This is a genomic window from uncultured Tenacibaculum sp. (assembly GCF_947495995.1).
GTDB lineage: Bacteria > Bacteroidota > Bacteroidia > Flavobacteriales > Flavobacteriaceae > Polaribacter.
This window is the reverse complement of record NZ_CANMAX010000001.1, coordinates 988479-1005325: the sequence shown is the minus strand read 5'-3', so window position 1 is coordinate 1005325 and position 16847 is coordinate 988479. Positions and strand designations below refer to the sequence as shown.

The window sequence follows — 16847 nt, the reverse complement described above, 5'->3', positions numbered from 1 at the left end:
AAATACAAATTGTAGTTACTATTTCTTTATGCATTTGTAAATAAATGCAGGAGGAATGTTTATCGGTTCAAAATTTAAACTTACGTTTTCCTTTTTGAACAGTTGTTTTAGTCTTTTGTAGTAATCTAATGTATATTGAAACTGAACAAAAGTTCCGTTTGTATTTAATGATTTGTAAGACTCTTGTAATATTTTTTGGGAAATTTCTTTCGGAATTATGGATAACGGTAAGCTAGATACTATAGCATCTACACTTTCAAAACCTTTTTTATTGATTTCTTCAATTAAAAATTCTGCAGAAACTTTTAAGACTGTTAACTGAGGGTGTTCAATTTTCAACAACTCTTCATAAAACTGGTCATTGATTTCAAAACATATAAGATGATTGTGAGGTTGCATCTTTTTTAAAATATGTTTTGTGATAACTCCATTACCAGAGCCGAGTTCTACAATAAGTTTAGCATTGTTAAAATCGATTCCTTTAAGCATCTTCTCAGCTAGAAAACGAGAGCTAGGAGTAATAGTTCCAGACGTTTTAGCCGTGAGTAATGCTTCTTTAAAGAAGTTAAGTTTCTTTCCCAAGTATGATTAATTTTATAAATTTATCGAAAATTGCTTAGCAAATATGCGCTTTTTAAAGGATTTATTTGGAATTTTTTATCCTAATTTATGTTTAAATTGTGAAAATAATCTCTTTCATAATGAAAAAACACTTTGTGTAAACTGTAAAAATGAGTTACCAATTATTAAGGATAAGTTATTTAATACACTATTTTTTCTTGCCAATAACAATTTGCAAGACTTTGTGTCTTTTCTTTATTATCGAAAAGATAATATTACTCAGAAAATAATTCATGAATTAAAATATAACGATCGTGAAGATGTAGGTGATTTTCTAGGAAACTGGTTCTCGTATGAATTATCTAACTCAAAAAGATTTACAGATATAGACTATGTGATTCCTGTACCTTTGCATAAAAAAAAGTTAAAAAAGAGAGGTTATAATCAGGTGAGTTCGTTTGCAAAAAGTTTAGCAAAAAACTTAAATTCTAACTATAATGAAGGCAAATTAGTTCGAGTTTCTAACTCTAAAACGCAAACAAAAAAATCGAGATTTGACAGATATAGTGAGAGTTCATCGAAGTTTAAACTTATTGACACTACGTTTTTTGAAAACAAACATGTTTTACTTGTAGATGATGTAATAACAACTGGCGCAACAATAGAATCTTGTATAAATGCGTTAAATGCAACAAAAGACATAAAAATTAGTGTAGCAACAATGGCTTACACGAGTAAAGACTAACGGTTTTTTTACTACTTTTGATTGTGTTTAAAATTACTTTTGTGAAACATTACAATTTTATTTTACTTCTTTTAAGTTTTTCTTTTTTACTCTCGAGTTGCGCAAGAAAAGGTAGACCGCAAGGTGGACCAAAAGATGAGGATGCTCCTATATTAGTTTTGGCTAAACCAGCCTATGAAAGCTTAAATTTTAAAGATGATAATATTCGTATTTATTTTGATGAATATATTGTTTTAAAGGATTTAAATAAACAACTAATTGTTTCACCTCCTTTTAAGAATGACCCGTTAATTACACCACAAGGCACGCCAAGTAAATACATCAATATTAAAATCTTAGATTCTTTACGAGAGAATACTACTTATACTTTTAATTTTGGTAATGCTGTTCAAGATAATAACGAAAACAATCCGTTAGAAAATTTTAAATATATCTTTTCTACAGGAGATTTTATAGATTCTTTAAGTATTGCCGGATCTATAAAGGATATTACCATTAAAGAGTCGAAGAAAAATTACAGTGTGTTACTTTATAAAATAGATTCAACTTATACCGACTCTATTGTTTATAAGAACAAACCTGATTACGTTACTAGAACTTACGATTCAATTAATTATAAATTCACCAACATTGCAGAAGGAAAATATTTCTTAATGGCTGTTGATGAAGAAAGTCCGGATTATAAATTCAATCCTAGAACTGATAAAATCGGTTTCTTTAAAGATACTTTGTACTTACCAAAAGATAGTATTAAGAAGAAGCCAATGATTCTTTTTAAAGAAATTCAACCTTACATATTTAAACGAGGAAAAGAAGTTACAAAAGGAAAAATACAATTCGGATTTACAGGAAAACAAGAAAACATCGAGATAAAACTTACTTCGAAAGTTCCTTCGGATTTTGTATACAGAACAAGTTTTGAAAAAGATAAAGACACCATCAACTACTGGTATTATTCAAAAGAGAAACTAGACTCTCTAAACTTTATTATTTCTGAAAAAACTTCAATAGATACTGCTACAGTTTCCCTAAGAAAAAAGAAGATGGATTCGTTATCTGTATCATCGAATGTAAAATCTGTTTTACATTTAAATGACACGTTGATCTTAAGTACAAATAACCCTATAATAAACGTTGATAAAACTAAATTCTCATTAGAAAACTTAACAGATAGTACAGATGTAGATTATGAATTAAAAACCATATCGAATACTGAATTAGCTGTTTTGTTTGAGAAAAAAATGAAGAGATCATACCGTTTAACAGCTTTACCAAAAGCTATAGAAGATATTTTTAAAGTAGGTTCTAAAGACACTCTTGATTATAAATTCAACACAAAAGACACTGAAGATTATGGGAGTATTATTTTAAGTGTTGATAAGCAAGTAAAAGCTCCTGTAATTATTGAATTACTTAAAGACAATAAGGTTTTCAAAAAGAAAATTCTTAATTCTTCTGGAAAGATTGAGTTCAACTTATTAGTTCCAGATACCTACATGATAAGAGCTATTATTGATGAGAATGGAAATGGGATTTGGGATACTGGAAAATATCTAGAGAAAAGACAACCAGAATCAATTATTTATTATCCAGATGAATTGCCCGAATTACGTGCAAATTGGATATCAAATTTAAACTTTACAGTAACAAAAAAAGGAACCGAATAGGTTCCTTTTTTATTAATGCTTTATATTTTTTTCTATAAAGAGAAATCTAATGAAAGTTCATAAGAAACTTGAACTGGTTTTCCGTTTTTCATTGCTGGTTTCATTTTAGATAATCTCGATATTAAATCTTCACTGTATTTCGTTAAGATATTTTTTCCATTTTCTTTGTCTATCGCTACTACGTCAGTCACTTTCCCCTCTTTACCAATTACAAAGCTAATCGTTACTTGCCCAACAATTCCGTTATCTATAGCTTCCTCTGGATATTCGAAATTTTCTTGAATAAAGCTACCAATAGCTATATTAAAACACCTTAAATTATCTTGAGAATTTTCGCAATTATCAAACTTCGGAAGTTCATCTACATTTTGAAATGTAAATATTTTATTTTCCAAATCTTCAGAAGCCTTAATATCAATTTTTTCATTGACTAAATTAACTGCTTTTTGTTCTTCGGAAATACCTTTTGCTGAAATTGAATTGGCAATTTTGGCTAATTCTTTTCTTCTCTTTCTGAAAAACCTGCTTTTATAACTATTAAAGCCAAGAATAACATGTCTTGCTGGTATAGCATCAACATTCTTCTCTCCTTTAGCTTTACATTTATTAATGCTATTGAGGTCTTCTATAAGAGTTTTTTCTTGCTTTTCACAAGTTCTGTTAGATTGAGACGTTACTATGTTTACACAAATCAAGCATATAAGTAACCAACGTAAATCTTTCATCTTAGGGGGGATTATTACTTGGTAATTAATAATATTGGGACTACTAAATTACAGAAATTATGTTAAAAAACAAAAAAAAATGTATTATCCGTATTTTTTTAACCTGAATGCTTTTGATTTTTATAAAACCTCAAAAAATTAATTCTTAGATTGTTAGTCTTATTATTTATTAACTTTTGCCCATGTATCGCGTAAACCAACGGTTTTATTAAACACTAACTTGTCTGATGTTGAATCGTCGTCTACATTAAAATATCCTAAACGTTGAAATTGGAATCGCTCACCAATTTTTGAACTTACTAAACTAGGTTCTACAAAAGCATTAATAATTTTTAAAGAATCAGGATTTAAAAACTCCATAAAATCTTTGTCCTTATGTCCGTCTGGAGCTTCATCAGAAAATAACCTATCATAAACTCTAACTTCTGCAGCTACAGCATGTTTTTTAGATACCCAATGTAATGTTCCTTTAACTTTACGCTTGCTTTCTTCAGTTCCACTTCCAGACTTACTTAAAGGATCGTATGTACAGTGAATTTCAGTAATATTACCTTCATCGTCTTTTACACAACTTTCTCCTTTAATGATATACGCGTTTTTTAAGCGCACTTCTTTACCTAAGGTTAACCTGAAATACTTTCTATTTGCTTCCTCTTTAAAATCTTCTCTTTCGATGTATAATTCACGAGAAAAAGGAACTTCTCTAGATCCAGCATCCAGTTCTGGATTGTTTTCTGCAATAAGAATCTCTTCTTTATCTTCAGGATAGTTTGTAACAACTAATTTAACTGGATTTAAAACAGCCATTACTCTATTTGCATTTTTATTTAAGTCTTCTCGAATCTTAAACTCTAACAATGCAACATCGATAATATTCTCTCGTTTAGAAACTCCTACTGTTTCAATAAAATTACGAATAGATGCAGGTGTGTATCCTCTTCTACGTAAACCAGAAATTGTTGGCATTCTCGGATCGTCCCAACCAGAAACAACACCTTCTTCAACTAATTTCAATAATTTACGCTTACTCATAATTGTATAACTCAAGTTCAATCTAGAAAACTCGCGTTGTTTTGGCATTAACGGATAAGCAGATTTGCTATATTCGAAAACATTATCTCTAAACCAATTGTATAAATCACGATGCGGCTTAAACTCTAAAGAACATAAAGAGTGAGAAATTTGCTCTAAATAGTCACTTTCACCGTGTGTCCAGTCATACATTGGATAAATCACCCAATCGTTCCCTGTTCTGTGGTGTGCTTTCTTTAGAATTCTATACATTAACGGATCTCTTAACAACATGTTAGGAGAAGCCATATCTATTTTTGCACGAAGTACATGTTCACCTTCTTCGAACTCTCCATTTTTCATTTTAGTGAAAAGCTCTAAGTTTTCTTCAACAGTTCTATCTCTATACGGACTTGCAACTCCTGGTTCAGTTGGGGTACCTTTTTGCTCAGCCATTTCTTCTGAAGTTTGGCTGTCTACATAGGCTTTTCCGTCTTTAATTAATTGAACTGCCCAATCGTATAATTGCTGAAAATAATCTGAAGAATAACATTCGTTTTCCCATTGATATCCTAACCAAGACACATCTTTCTTTATCGCATCAACATATTCTTGCTCTTCTTTGGCAGGGTTAGTATCATCGAAACGTAAATTTACAGGAGCATTGTACTTTTCTCCTAAACCAAAACTAATTCCGATAGCTTTAGTATGACCAATATGAAGATAACCGTTAGGTTCTGGAGGAAAACGAAAACGTAAGTTTTCTTTTTTCATTCCATTCGATAAATCTTCCTCGATGATTTGTTCAATAAAATTGAGTGATTTTTTTTCTTCTGACATTTTCAATAATATTTGAAGCAAAAGTAATTATTTATATAGAAAAAAAGCAGCGAAAAACTAATCGTTTTCGCTGCTTTTTACTTTAGTGAGATAATTCGATTACTCTACACTAAAAGTATTGTTTAATGGATTTATGTCTGCCATATATCCGCTTTTATCAATTTTTACACTTTTCACGTCTTTAGAAACCTCAAAAGTGTATGTTGGATAAGCCCATCCCCAGTCTTTTAGTAATGTTGCTGAAGATGTCTTATTTCCTCTCATCATTTCTAAAGGAATATTAAAAGACTCTTTAGTTCCATCGGCATATTCAACTTCAACATCAATTGGCATTGGCATTGCTCCAATTCTTTCTAAAGTAATTGCTTTATCCTTAACAAACTTTACTCCGTAATCGATAAAATGAGTTGTTTGTGTCCACTCATTTAAATACCAGTCTAAATGAATTCCAGAAACTTTTTCAGCAATACGTTTAAAATCATTAGGTGTTGGATGTTTAAAAGAAAAAGCATTAAAATACTCTTTTAATGTTTTTGCTACATTTTCTGAACCAATGATATACTCTAGCTGACTTAAGAAAATACTTCCTTTACTATAACTTGCGATACCATAAGCTCTGTTTGTATCGTATCTATCTGCATGTGTAGATAAAGGCTCTTCTGCTCCTGACTTTACTAAAAATCCATAACCTCTGTAAGAACCACTATTTGGATTTGGTCTGTCTTGACCTAAGATATCGTTACTTGCTTTATTTGAAATATAGGTAGTAAAACCTTCATCCATCCAAGGATGTTTACTTTCGTTTGTTGCTAAAAGGAATTGAAACCAAGTGTGCGCTAATTCGTGAGCTGTAACGCCGAATAAGCTTCCCCAAGATCTTTCACCACTAATTAAAGTACATTGTGCATACTCCATACCACCATCTCCTCCTTGAATTACAGAATACTGATTGTACGGATATTTACCAATATGCTCACTAAAATACTTCATTAATTCAGCAGTTTTAGGTTGCAGTTTTTTCCATCCATCAATAAACTTTTGATCCATTGTCTTTTTATACAGGAAATGTAAATCGATACCATTATCCATTTTATAAATATCGTGCCTATATTCTGGATCAGCAGCCCACGTAAAATCATGAATATTCTTTCCTGAGAACTTCCAAGTAAGCTTATTACCTTTTGGTAATTTTAATTTCTTTCCTTTAGTTTCGTAACCATGACCAACCTCTTGCGGATTTAATAAATCTCCTGTTCCACCCACAACATAATTTCTATCGATATGTAATGTAACATCAAAATTTCCCCAAACACCATGGAATTCTCTTGCAATGTATGGAGGTGTATGCCATCCTTCAAAATCATATTCAGCCATTTTAGGGTACCATTGCGTCATCGATAAAGCGACACCTTCTTTACTATCTCTTCCTGATCTACGAATTTGTAACGGAACTTGAGCATCAAATTCCATTTCGAAAGTTGCTTTTCTACCTGATTTTATTGGTGAGTGTAGTGTAACTTCTAAAATTGTTCCTACAACTTCGTAAGAAACTTTTTTACCATTCTGACGTAATGAGTTTACTTTTATAAAACCTATTTCGTTTGGCTTTAATTTTTTAATTCTACTCTCTGTAATTTTCTCTTCTGAAGTTCCTGAGATATTTACCATTCTTCCATCTGGATCCATAATCGTATGTAATCTTGCATCCATTTGAGAATTCGGCTGAAAAGCATTGAAATATAAATGATAGTATACTTTATTTAACTCATCTGGAGAGTTATTTGTATACACTAATTTCTGCTTTCCTTTATATTGAGCTGTATTCACATCCATATCTATATCCATAGTATAATCAGCTTTTTGTTGCCAATATCCTACTGGAGCATGTGAAGTTTTTTGAGCAAAACTTCCGAATGAAAACAATCCAACAGATAAAAGTGAAAAAATAATTTTTCTCATTATTTAGATTTTAGAAAAAAAGAGCATTAAAAAAATGCTCTTTGATTATAATTTATTTGTTTGCTTTAACAATTTGGTCTGCCATTTTTAATGCATTGTAAGCATTAACAATTCTACCTGAAACTGATAGATCTTCGAAAGGAACTAACTCAGCATTTGTTCCATATCTACGACCAGTTCCTGGCTTATTAACTTTCATGTTAATTTTAGTTCCAGAATTCATGATAATTCTCTTCACCTGACTTGCAGATAATTCTGGATAGTAAGAACGAATTAACGCCGCTACTCCTGCTGTAGATGGAGAAGCCATAGATGTTCCACTGATTGCTTGATATCTGTTATCTGGGAAAGTAGAGTAAATACTTACACCTGGAGCAAAAACATCAACGTTTAATTTTCCGTAGTTTGAAAATGATGCTGGAAGATCTGCATTATAATTAGCACTCATAGCACCAACAGTTAAGAAATTGTCAGAAATTTCATTTACTAAATCTGGAGCATCGTTAGGGAATGTCTTTTCAACATCAATATTTTTTCCATCATTTCCTGCAGCATTTACGATAAGTACGTCTTTTTGTGCAGCATACTTAATTGCATCGTAAACCCATTCTTTATTTGGTGAAAAAGCTTTACCAAAACTTGTATTAATTACTTTAGCTCCGTTATCTACTGCGTAACGAATACCTAAAGCAACATCTTTATCATACTCATCTCCGTTAGAAACAGATCTTACTGCTAATACTTTTACGTTAGTAGCAACTCCATTCATTCCTTTACCATTGTTACGAGTTGCAGCAATAATACCAGAAACGTGAGAACCATGAGATTCATCTTTATCAGAATGGCCAGTATTTCCATTTCCATAACCTGGTTTATCATTGATATCGTATGCGTTATCTCCAACTACGGTACGGTAATCTTTTTTAAGATTATCTCCATCAATAGTTTTCTTAGCTTTTTTAAGCTCTCCTTCTAAATACTTTTCAGCTTCATTAAGAGAAGAGAAACCAAAACCATAAGTTTGTTTTCCCATTGCTACAGCTTCTTTTAACTCGTTATCATCTGTTTTGATTGCCTCTACTTCTTTTAAAGTAAATTCATCTTTATTCAAATGTTTTTTTAACGCTTCGTTTGCAAACTTAATTTGAGCTAAAATTCCATTATAACGGAATTGGTTGTTTTTTGCTTCTGTAATCTTTTCTTCTTGAAAAGCTCTTACTTCAGCTAAAGTTTCAGCATCTGCAACAGAAGGATTCATTAAAATACGCTCATACTCTAAGTGCTCAGCATAAGAATCTCCTAAGAAATTCCAACCATTGATATCATCAACATATCCGTTTTTATCATCATCGATACCGTTACCTGCAACTTCTTTAGTATTTACCCAAGCTACATCTTTTAAATCTTCGTGTTTTAAATCTGTACCACTATCAACAACACCAACAACAACTTCTACTCCTTTTTTTCCTTTTAAGAAATCGTAAGCTTTATTAACACTCATTCCAGGAATTGTGTCTGTTGCTAAGTCTAAATGTTGCCAGTTCTTTTTTTGTGAATCTGTTAAAGCTGCTTTCTTTTCAGAAATAACAACTTCATTATTAACTCCTAATGGAATTGCTATCTTTTTAATGTTAGCAGTTGAACTACAACTTGCTAAGCTCACTAAAACGATTGAAGATAAAATTGGTTTGTATACTCTCGTTTTCATTTCTATCATTAATTAAATATCTCTCTAAATTTGTAAGTTTCTTTTAATCGAACACCTTTTTCTGTATGCTTTACAGTAATAAGTTCGTTATGTGCATCATGTTCTAAAAAAAGTACATATTCATTGTCTGCAGCTTCTTTTAAAAATGCTTCTTTTTCTTTTAACGTTAACAAAGGGCGAGTATCGTATCCCATTACATATGGTAAAGGAATATGACCGGCAGTGGGTAATAAATCTGCCATAAAAACAATGGTTTTGTCTTTGTATTGAATTTTTGGAAGCATTTGCTTTTCTGTATGACCATCTTTAAACAACACATCAAATCCTACATAATCTTTAGCATTTAAATGTAAAAAGTTTAATTGACCACTTTCTTCTATTGGGAGTATATTTTCTGAAAGGAAAGAGGCTTTTTCTCTTGGGTTTGGATTGATTGCCCAATCCCAGTGACGACTATTACTCCAAAACCTAGCATTTTTAAATGCTGGTTCAAAGCCTGTTCTATCTTTATTCCACTGAATTGCTCCACCACAATGATCGAAATGTAAGTGTGTTAAAAACACATCAGTAATATCGTCTCTGTGAAAACCTAATTCAGCTAACGATTTATCTAAAGAAAAATCTCCAAATAGATAGTAATAGCCATAAAATTTGTCGGATTGTTTATTTCCTATACCGGTATCGATAAGCGTTAATCGATCTCCATCTTCTATGAGTAAACATCGCATAGACATGTCGATCATATTATTTGCATCTGCTGGGTTTGTTCTTTGCCAAATTGACTTTGGAACAACGCCAAACATTGCTCCACCGTCTAATTTAAAATTACCGGTTTCAATAGGATAAATACGCATAAAAACAAAGATGCGAAAAATTAACGATTTAACTCGTTAATAATATTGTAATACTTAATAAATATTATGATAATATGATTTTATTGGATTTTAATTTTCGTTTTCTTGCGCTAATAAATATCCAATAGAAAAGTTAGTTGACCAATCGAAAATAAAGTTTTGACAATTACTTTCATCTGCAATAGCATAGAAAATATTAAGTCCGGATAATACTTTCTTACCTTTTTCTTCGGCAAGTTGTGTTAATTGTTTTTTATTTAATGAAAGTACTGTATAACGTTCATTTTCTTTACGTAAAGTTTTTGCTAATTCAAATGGAACACCACCAAGAATAAAGCAATATTTTCTATTTTTCTCTGGAACAGATGCTACTACTTTTTTTACATCTGAATATACATCTTCGTCTTCTGTTCCTTTTTGATGATATTTACTTCCATGTGTTTCTTTTCCAACAACTTTGTTGTTTTCAATAAAAGAAAATTTTGTGTTTCCAGAACCTATATCAGCTACAAATGCTTGACCTTTTAGCTCTTCTGGTAGAATTGCTTTTAACCCATAAACTGCTTCTTGTTTAGGTGTAATTTCTTGAACAACATGATTTCTCTTTCTTAATTCTTCTATAATCAATTGAGTAACCTCTTCTTTCATTGCTCCAGAACTAACAACAAAATTTATATTTTCTTCAGTAACTCCTAGATCTTTAATTTTTGAAAGAAATGAATTTAACTTATGATCGATTTCATCTGCATTCGTCATTGCCTCAGCAATTAAGCTTTTATTGTAAGATGCTTTTTTTAACTCCCAGTTTTTTAGGGAATCGATCTCAACGATAAAATAATTAAAACCTGATGTTCCTAGTTCTACAACTCCTTTTAAAATTCCATTTTCTGGTTTTTGAGGTTTGTATGTGAAATTTTCCTTTTTTACCTCTTGTTTTTCTACTGCTTTTTTACAGGAAAAACAAAAGAGTAAAAGCATGCATATACTTAGGGTTTTGAACAAATTCATTTTAATAATTGGCTTACTTAACTTCAGACAAAAATAAAAAAACATCTTAATCTAAATCTTAAGATGTTTGAAGGTTATTATAATGTATGTTAATTAATTCTTATTTATTTAAAGAAATCGGAATGTCTTTTTGAGAACCATAAAGTTTTACCTCTGTAATATCAGCAGGCATATTTAAACCGTTTTGAATTATCGCATTTTTAACGTTTTTTACTACATCACTCTTCACCTCTAAAGCTCCTCTTTTGTACTCCATTGTTTTTGTCCAGAATAAAATCTTAAGATTAACTGTACTGGTTCCGAGTGAATCTACAGTGACAAAACATTTATGCTTGTTCGTATCGATTACTCCAGAAGTATTTGTTACTGCTTTAATTACAACATCTTTTGCTAAATCGATATCATCATCATAGTCGATACCCACAATAAAATCAGAACGATAATAGCCATCTTCAGTATAATTAAAAACAGGTTTTTTAATTATATCACTGTTAGGAACATATACATCTCTACCATCAAAAGTTTTAAGTTTTGAATGTCTAAATTCCATTGATTTTACCTTTCCAAATATATCTCCAATTAGAACTGTATCATTTACATTAAAAGGTCTATTAAATGATAATATTACACCTGAAATAAAGTTTTCACCAATATCTTTAAACGCAAAACCTATAATTACGGCCGAGGCTCCTGCTGCTGTTAAAAATCCACTTGCAATATGACCTAAACCTGCAGTATTTAGTGCAAATATTATGGTTAATAATATTAATCCGTATTTTATTGTTTTCCCTAAGAAATTAGTTATTAATGGATCTTTTGTTCGTACAGAAATCGTCTTTTTAAAAAATGATGATATAAAATTAGACAACAAGAAACCCACTATAACAATTAAAACAGCAACAATAACTCCTGGAACATGCGTTAAAAACCCATTCCAGTAATCTGCTATAGCTGTTTTAACTGTATCAAGTGTATTATTTAAGTTCATATGTGTTTAGTATTTGTAAAGATTTAGTGAGTAGTAATGAAAGTTTTAGGTTGAAATATGTGTTTTCACCTAATTTATATCTCTGAGTTAGTCTTTACACATGTCTTGAATTCCCTCTTACTAAAGAGAAAATAAATAAGATTATAAAAATTAAGAATAAGACTTTAGCAATTCCTGTTGCTGCTCCAGCTATTCCTGAAAAACCTAAGAATCCAGCGATTATTGCAATAATTATAAAGGTTAATGACCATCGTAACATAATATTTAGTTTTTTAAGGTTAATACTAATTGTTACGGCAAAGTTAGGATCACTATTCACCATTTCTTAGCTCATATAAAATTGATCTTAACTCAAAAGACTTAAGGGAAATGAGTCAATGTTAAAAGCATATGAACAAAAAAACACTTTTAATTCACTGTAATTTTGTGTCATAATCAAAACTAATAACATTATGAAACAAGGTAAAGAAGATTTTAAAATCTTTAAAAAAAACACAAAAAACAAAAGTAAAAACTATATTTTCCAGAATAATAAAGCAACAAGATCTGGATTTTACATTTTAACAAGTTTATTAATTATAGGGTTAACTATGGTTATAATTTCGGGTGTTATTATTTAAGAAGTATTAAATGATTTATAGCTTATCTAATACATCAAACTTATCTTCTTTGGTTGAGACTTTGGGCACATCATTTAAATATCCGATACTTTACAAACCAAGACTTAAAATTGAAGGATACAAAGAGCAATCATTATCTATAATAACTGTTGAAGAGCCAGATTTAATTACACAGGGGATTTGGGGTATTTTACCTCATAATTATGAAGGAAGTTGGAAAAAATTTCAACGGTTAAAAAATACGTTGCACGTTCATAAAAAAGAACTTAGAAATAACAATCTTTATAATGAAGCATTGCAAAAAAGAAGATGTTTAATAATTGTAACTGGATTTTACGCCTACTATTTGAACAATAATAGTGTTACAAATTTCTTGATAGAAAAAGACATGCAAAAACCTTTTTATTTAGCAGGTGTTTACAATGTTTTGGAAGATGGTTTTGTTACTTGTAGCGTGATAAATACAGACGCAGATGAATCTTTAGATTCAATAAACAATTTACATAATGTAATGCCTTTACAAATACCTGAAATTTTTAAAGCTGTTTGGTTACATAAAAAATCAACCATAGAAGAGATTGATTATATTCTTTCTAAGCCCTATGTAACAAAATTTAATATTCAAGAAATAGTTTCTTACTCGTAATTTCATTTTTAAAAATCGAGCTTAAGAAACTATTTTTTTATGCAACTTTTATATCTGCTTCTTTTTTATTTTTTAAAAATTCACTCGGACTAATATTATACTTTCTTTTAAAGATTTTTGAAAAATAACTTCTACTACTAAAACCTATAGTGTAAACGATTTGTGAAATATTTAAATCTGTAGTATTCATTAAATCTCTTGCCTTTTCTAATCGTACATGACGCACATATTCTGTTACCGTTCTTGTATACAACAACTTAAAACCTTCTTGCAATTTAGCTTGCGTTAAACCACTTTCTAAAGCTAAGTCTTCAACAGAATAATCTAACGAAACATCTTTTAAAATTTTTGTTGCCGTTTTTCTAACTAAACTTAATTCTTTCTTAGTTAGTGATGAATTTGGCTTTTTATTTAGAGCAACATCTTTATTATGCTGTAAAATATGTTCTGATAAAATCTGATATACTATACCTTCTTTTATCAACATTCGTATCATTCCTTTTTGTTTAACCTTATCGAACTGCTTAATTAGATTTGCTAATTTTAAATTGTAAGTTCCAAAGTATGCAAAAACACTTTCGTGTTGCTGATCGTGAAAAACATTATATAACTTCTGATTTAAGATTGCTCCGTCGTTTAAACGTTTCTTCAAGAAAAGTACTCTACTAACCTGTATTAAATGAATATGAACCTTCACATTTTTTTCAAAATAACCATAATTGTATCCGCCATCTTTACTGGTAATAATTACAGATTGAAACTGCTCTATTTTTCTTTTTTTATTTTCTTTTTCAAATCGATGAAAACAATATCCTTCTGAAGCATATGTAAAATGGATAGGGTTATATTCAGACGCATCCATCACCAATGTGATATCATCTAAAAAAGTAATATCATATTCTAAAACGCTTGCACCCCATTCAAAATTGATAAATGTAATTTTTCCTTGCGCAACTTCATTATCAACTTGAAGTACGTATTCTCCCCAACGTTCGATAATTTTTCCGCCGATAGCATCTCTAATTTGTCTTACAGTACCTTCTGTGCTACTAGCTGTTATATTTATTGTTTTCATAGTATGATTATACTGAGTAAAGTTAACAAAAATCAACAGAAAAAAGTAAATGAGCTAAGACTTACTTTATATGAGCTAAGCTTACACAAGCTCTTCCTGTAATTTTGTAGTGTAAGAAATTAACATATATAAAATGAACAATATTAAAAAGATAATCTTAGGAACTTTTCTACTTATAACATCATCGTTAACAGCACAAACTATAGCTAAAAATGCTATTGGTTTAAGACTTGGTGATAATGATGGTTTTGGAGGAGAAATTTCCTACCAACGTTATTTATCTGATAACAACCGATTAGAGTTTGATTTAGGTCTTAGAGATTCTAACAATGTCGAAGCTTTTAAATTGGTAGGGTTATACCAATGGGTTCAACCTATCGACAATAATTTTAATTGGTACGTAGGTGCTGGTGGAGGATTAGGATCTTTTAGTACTCCTAATAACGATGGAGTTTTTGCTCTTATTACCGGAGATTTAGGTATAGAATATAACTTCAAAATTCCGCTTTTAATTTCATTAGATATTAGACCAGAACTTGGGTTTAATGATAATTATAGTAATGACCTAGATTTAGATATAGCGTTAGGACTGAGATATCAATTTTAATGAAAAACATTAATCTTCAAAAAACAAAAACATGAACAAAATAATAAAACTGATATTCATTTTGGCAGGATTAGCATTTCTTGTCTACGGAGGATATCAACTCATAAAACCAGAGTCTTCAGTTGATTTAGGTATCGCTGAAATTGAAACTCAAAATAACAATAACGCATATGTCGTATTAGGTATTGGTTTATCTATTCTGTTATTAGGTTTAATTGTAAATAGAAAACAAGCTTAATTAGCTCGATTTTATTTACTGTAGATGTTAAAAAGTAAGCATCTCAAAAGCAAATTACTTTTCATTTAAAAAAAGAATATTATGTATAGTTATACACAAGAAGTAGCCAGTCAATTAAACGGATTATTAATGAAGAATTATGATGCTGAAAAAGGGTATCAAACCGCAGCAGAAAATGTAGATAGTGATGTATTAACAAATTTATTTGAAAGAAAAGCTAAAGAGCGTAAAAAATTCGGAAATGAATTAAAAAAAGAAATTAGATTATTTGGACGATTACCACAAGACAACGGAAGTAGTCTAGGAACAATACATAGAGCCTGGATGGATACCAAAGCATTTTTCTCTTTAGATAATGATAAATCAATTTTAGAAGAAGCTATTCGTGGAGAAAAAGCTTCTATTAAAGAGTATAATGAAGTAATTAACTCAAAAGAGCATTTGCCAAAATCAACTTCCGAAATGTTGAAAAGTCAAAGAAATTCAATTATAGACGATACAGTGCTAATAAAAAAACTAGAAGAAATAAAGTAATCTTCTTAAGCTACTTATTAAATAAGAGTCCACCAATATGTATATTTTACATGTTGGTGGATTTTTAATATTTTAAATTCAATAAAAATCCGATTGTAAAATTAGCATCCCAATCAAAAACAATAGTATTTGGAGTAGTTGTATCGTTGATTGCTTTAAAAATTGTTAGTCCACTTTTTACTTTATCTCCTTTTTTCTCGATTAGGCCGTTATAAAAATTTACATCTTTATTAAGTGTTGTAAATCGTTCTTTATTTACTCTTTGTTTTTTCGCCATTTGATAGGGCACACCTCCAATAATAAAGCATACATTTCTTTTTTCCGAAGGAATGTTTTTAGCTTTTGTTGACACCTCATCATAAACTTTATTTGAAGGAATTCCTTTTTTAAAATATTTTGATCCGTAAGTTTCAACTGCAAAAATTTCATCTTTATTTAAATATGAAATTTTAGTATTTCCTGAACCAATATCTACAACAAAAGCAGTTTCATTAAATTCCGATGGAAGAACTGACTTTAATGCGTACTTTCCTTCTTCTTCAGCAGTAACAACTGTAATTTTCTGATTTTTCTTACGAAGTTCTTCTTTAATAATCGTGGTTAATTCCTCTTTTTCTGCTCCTGAACTAACAACAAAATGAACATCTTCTCCTTTTACTCCAAGTTTTTTAATTTCTTCTAAGTACTGATCTAAAATTGTGTTTACCCCATTTACGGTAGCTTCTCCATCTAAAATCAAGCTTTTTCCATATTCTTTATTGACTATTTCCCAGTTTTTCTCAGCGTCAACATTTATCACAAAAGAATTAAATCCTGAAGCTCCCAATTCTATTACAGCTTTTAATTTACCATTAACAAGTTTTTTAGGCTGATAATTAAATGTATTAACTAATGCTGCTTTTACTTTATCCTCTTTAATCTCTTTTCTTTTTTCAGTACTGCAAGAAAAAAACACACTCAGAGAAACAACTAATGATAGGAGCGATAATTTTGTTTTTATTAACATGGTATGTGGGGTAGGAATTACTTATTTATTATTCGCAAAGATATAACTCACAACA

At 30.2% G+C, this 16847-nt stretch carries 18 protein-coding genes; 7 read left to right on the top strand and 11 right to left on the bottom strand.

The window, feature by feature from the left end; genetic code table 11:
- Positions 1–18: 18 nt before the first annotated feature.
- Entirely contained in the window at positions 19–582 is a 564-nt protein-coding gene (locus tag Q1A15_RS04590) for a methyltransferase (RefSeq protein WP_299619461.1), read from the bottom strand.
- A gap of 43 nt (positions 583–625) precedes the next feature.
- Between Q1A15_RS04590 and Q1A15_RS04585 the strand changes: the two genes are divergently transcribed.
- Positions 626–1306, top strand: coding sequence for a phosphoribosyltransferase family protein (locus Q1A15_RS04585; protein ID WP_299619458.1), 681 nt, complete (start codon positions 626–628; stop codon positions 1304–1306).
- 41 nt (positions 1307–1347) lie between these two features.
- Positions 1348–2973, top strand: a complete 1626-nt coding sequence (locus tag Q1A15_RS04580; RefSeq protein ID WP_299619455.1) for an Ig-like domain-containing protein — start codon at positions 1348–1350, stop codon at positions 2971–2973.
- 32 nt (positions 2974–3005) lie between these two features.
- On the opposite strand, the gene Q1A15_RS04575 is transcribed toward Q1A15_RS04580, so the two are convergent.
- The 8 genes from Q1A15_RS04575 to Q1A15_RS04540 all read right to left on the bottom strand — a co-directional run bounded on the left by Q1A15_RS04575 (position 3006) and on the right by Q1A15_RS04540 (position 12325).
- On the bottom strand, positions 3006–3698 hold the full coding sequence (locus tag Q1A15_RS04575; RefSeq protein WP_299619452.1) for an energy transducer TonB: 693 nt from the start codon (positions 3696–3698) through the stop codon (positions 3006–3008).
- Between the two features lie 162 nt (positions 3699–3860).
- Positions 3861–5549 (bottom strand): glutamine--tRNA ligase/YqeY domain fusion protein, encoded by a 1689-nt coding sequence (locus tag Q1A15_RS04570; RefSeq protein ID WP_299619449.1) that lies wholly within the window; start codon positions 5547–5549, stop codon positions 3861–3863.
- Positions 5550–5648: 99 nt separating this feature from the next.
- Positions 5649–7508, bottom strand: coding sequence for a M1 family metallopeptidase (locus Q1A15_RS04565; protein WP_299619446.1), 1860 nt, complete (start codon positions 7506–7508; stop codon positions 5649–5651).
- Positions 7509–7560: 52 nt separating this feature from the next.
- Positions 7561–9216, bottom strand: coding sequence for a S8 family peptidase (locus Q1A15_RS04560; RefSeq protein ID WP_299619443.1), 1656 nt, complete (start codon positions 9214–9216; stop codon positions 7561–7563).
- A gap of 8 nt (positions 9217–9224) precedes the next feature.
- Complete coding sequence (locus Q1A15_RS04555) at positions 9225–10070, bottom strand: MBL fold metallo-hydrolase (RefSeq protein ID WP_299619440.1); 846 nt, start codon at positions 10068–10070, stop codon at positions 9225–9227.
- Positions 10071–10160: 90 nt separating this feature from the next.
- Positions 10161–11048, bottom strand: a complete 888-nt coding sequence (locus tag Q1A15_RS04550) for a hypothetical protein (RefSeq protein WP_299619437.1) — start codon at positions 11046–11048, stop codon at positions 10161–10163.
- 130 nt (positions 11049–11178) lie between these two features.
- The gene (locus Q1A15_RS04545; protein ID WP_299619434.1) at positions 11179–12066 is read right to left on the bottom strand and encodes a mechanosensitive ion channel family protein; all 888 of its coding nucleotides are present in this window, start codon (positions 12064–12066) and stop codon (positions 11179–11181) included.
- Positions 12067–12160: 94 nt separating this feature from the next.
- Positions 12161–12325, bottom strand: coding sequence for a DUF1328 domain-containing protein (locus Q1A15_RS04540; RefSeq protein WP_299619431.1), 165 nt, complete (start codon positions 12323–12325; stop codon positions 12161–12163).
- A gap of 193 nt (positions 12326–12518) precedes the next feature.
- On the opposite strand from Q1A15_RS04540, the gene Q1A15_RS04535 reads away from it, so the two are divergent.
- Both Q1A15_RS04535 and Q1A15_RS04530 read left to right on the top strand, forming a co-directional pair.
- On the top strand, positions 12519–12686 hold the full coding sequence (locus tag Q1A15_RS04535; RefSeq protein WP_299619428.1) for a hypothetical protein: 168 nt from the start codon (positions 12519–12521) through the stop codon (positions 12684–12686).
- 10 nt (positions 12687–12696) lie between these two features.
- Entirely contained in the window at positions 12697–13332 is a 636-nt protein-coding gene (locus Q1A15_RS04530; protein WP_299619425.1) for an SOS response-associated peptidase family protein, read from the top strand.
- Positions 13333–13369: 37 nt separating this feature from the next.
- Here Q1A15_RS04530 and Q1A15_RS04525 read toward each other — a convergent pair whose 3' ends face one another.
- A complete protein-coding gene (locus tag Q1A15_RS04525) occupies positions 13370–14407 on the bottom strand; it encodes a response regulator transcription factor (RefSeq protein WP_299619422.1) in 1038 nt (345 codons plus the stop codon).
- A 133-nt stretch (positions 14408–14540) separates the two neighbouring features.
- Here Q1A15_RS04525 and Q1A15_RS04520 point away from each other — a divergent pair, with 133 nt between their 5' ends.
- The 3 genes from Q1A15_RS04520 to Q1A15_RS04510 all read left to right on the top strand — a co-directional run bounded on the left by Q1A15_RS04520 (position 14541) and on the right by Q1A15_RS04510 (position 15786).
- On the top strand, positions 14541–15014 hold the full coding sequence (locus Q1A15_RS04520; protein ID WP_299619419.1) for a hypothetical protein: 474 nt from the start codon (positions 14541–14543) through the stop codon (positions 15012–15014).
- A gap of 31 nt (positions 15015–15045) precedes the next feature.
- The gene (locus Q1A15_RS04515) at positions 15046–15252 is read left to right on the top strand and encodes a hypothetical protein (RefSeq protein WP_299619416.1); all 207 of its coding nucleotides are present in this window, start codon (positions 15046–15048) and stop codon (positions 15250–15252) included.
- An 81-nt stretch (positions 15253–15333) separates the two neighbouring features.
- A complete protein-coding gene (locus Q1A15_RS04510) occupies positions 15334–15786 on the top strand; it encodes a PA2169 family four-helix-bundle protein (RefSeq protein ID WP_299619413.1) in 453 nt (150 codons plus the stop codon).
- A 64-nt stretch (positions 15787–15850) separates the two neighbouring features.
- Here Q1A15_RS04510 and Q1A15_RS04505 read toward each other — a convergent pair whose 3' ends face one another.
- On the bottom strand, positions 15851–16792 hold the full coding sequence (locus tag Q1A15_RS04505) for a hypothetical protein (protein ID WP_299619411.1): 942 nt from the start codon (positions 16790–16792) through the stop codon (positions 15851–15853).
- Positions 16793–16847: the final 55 nt, after the last annotated feature.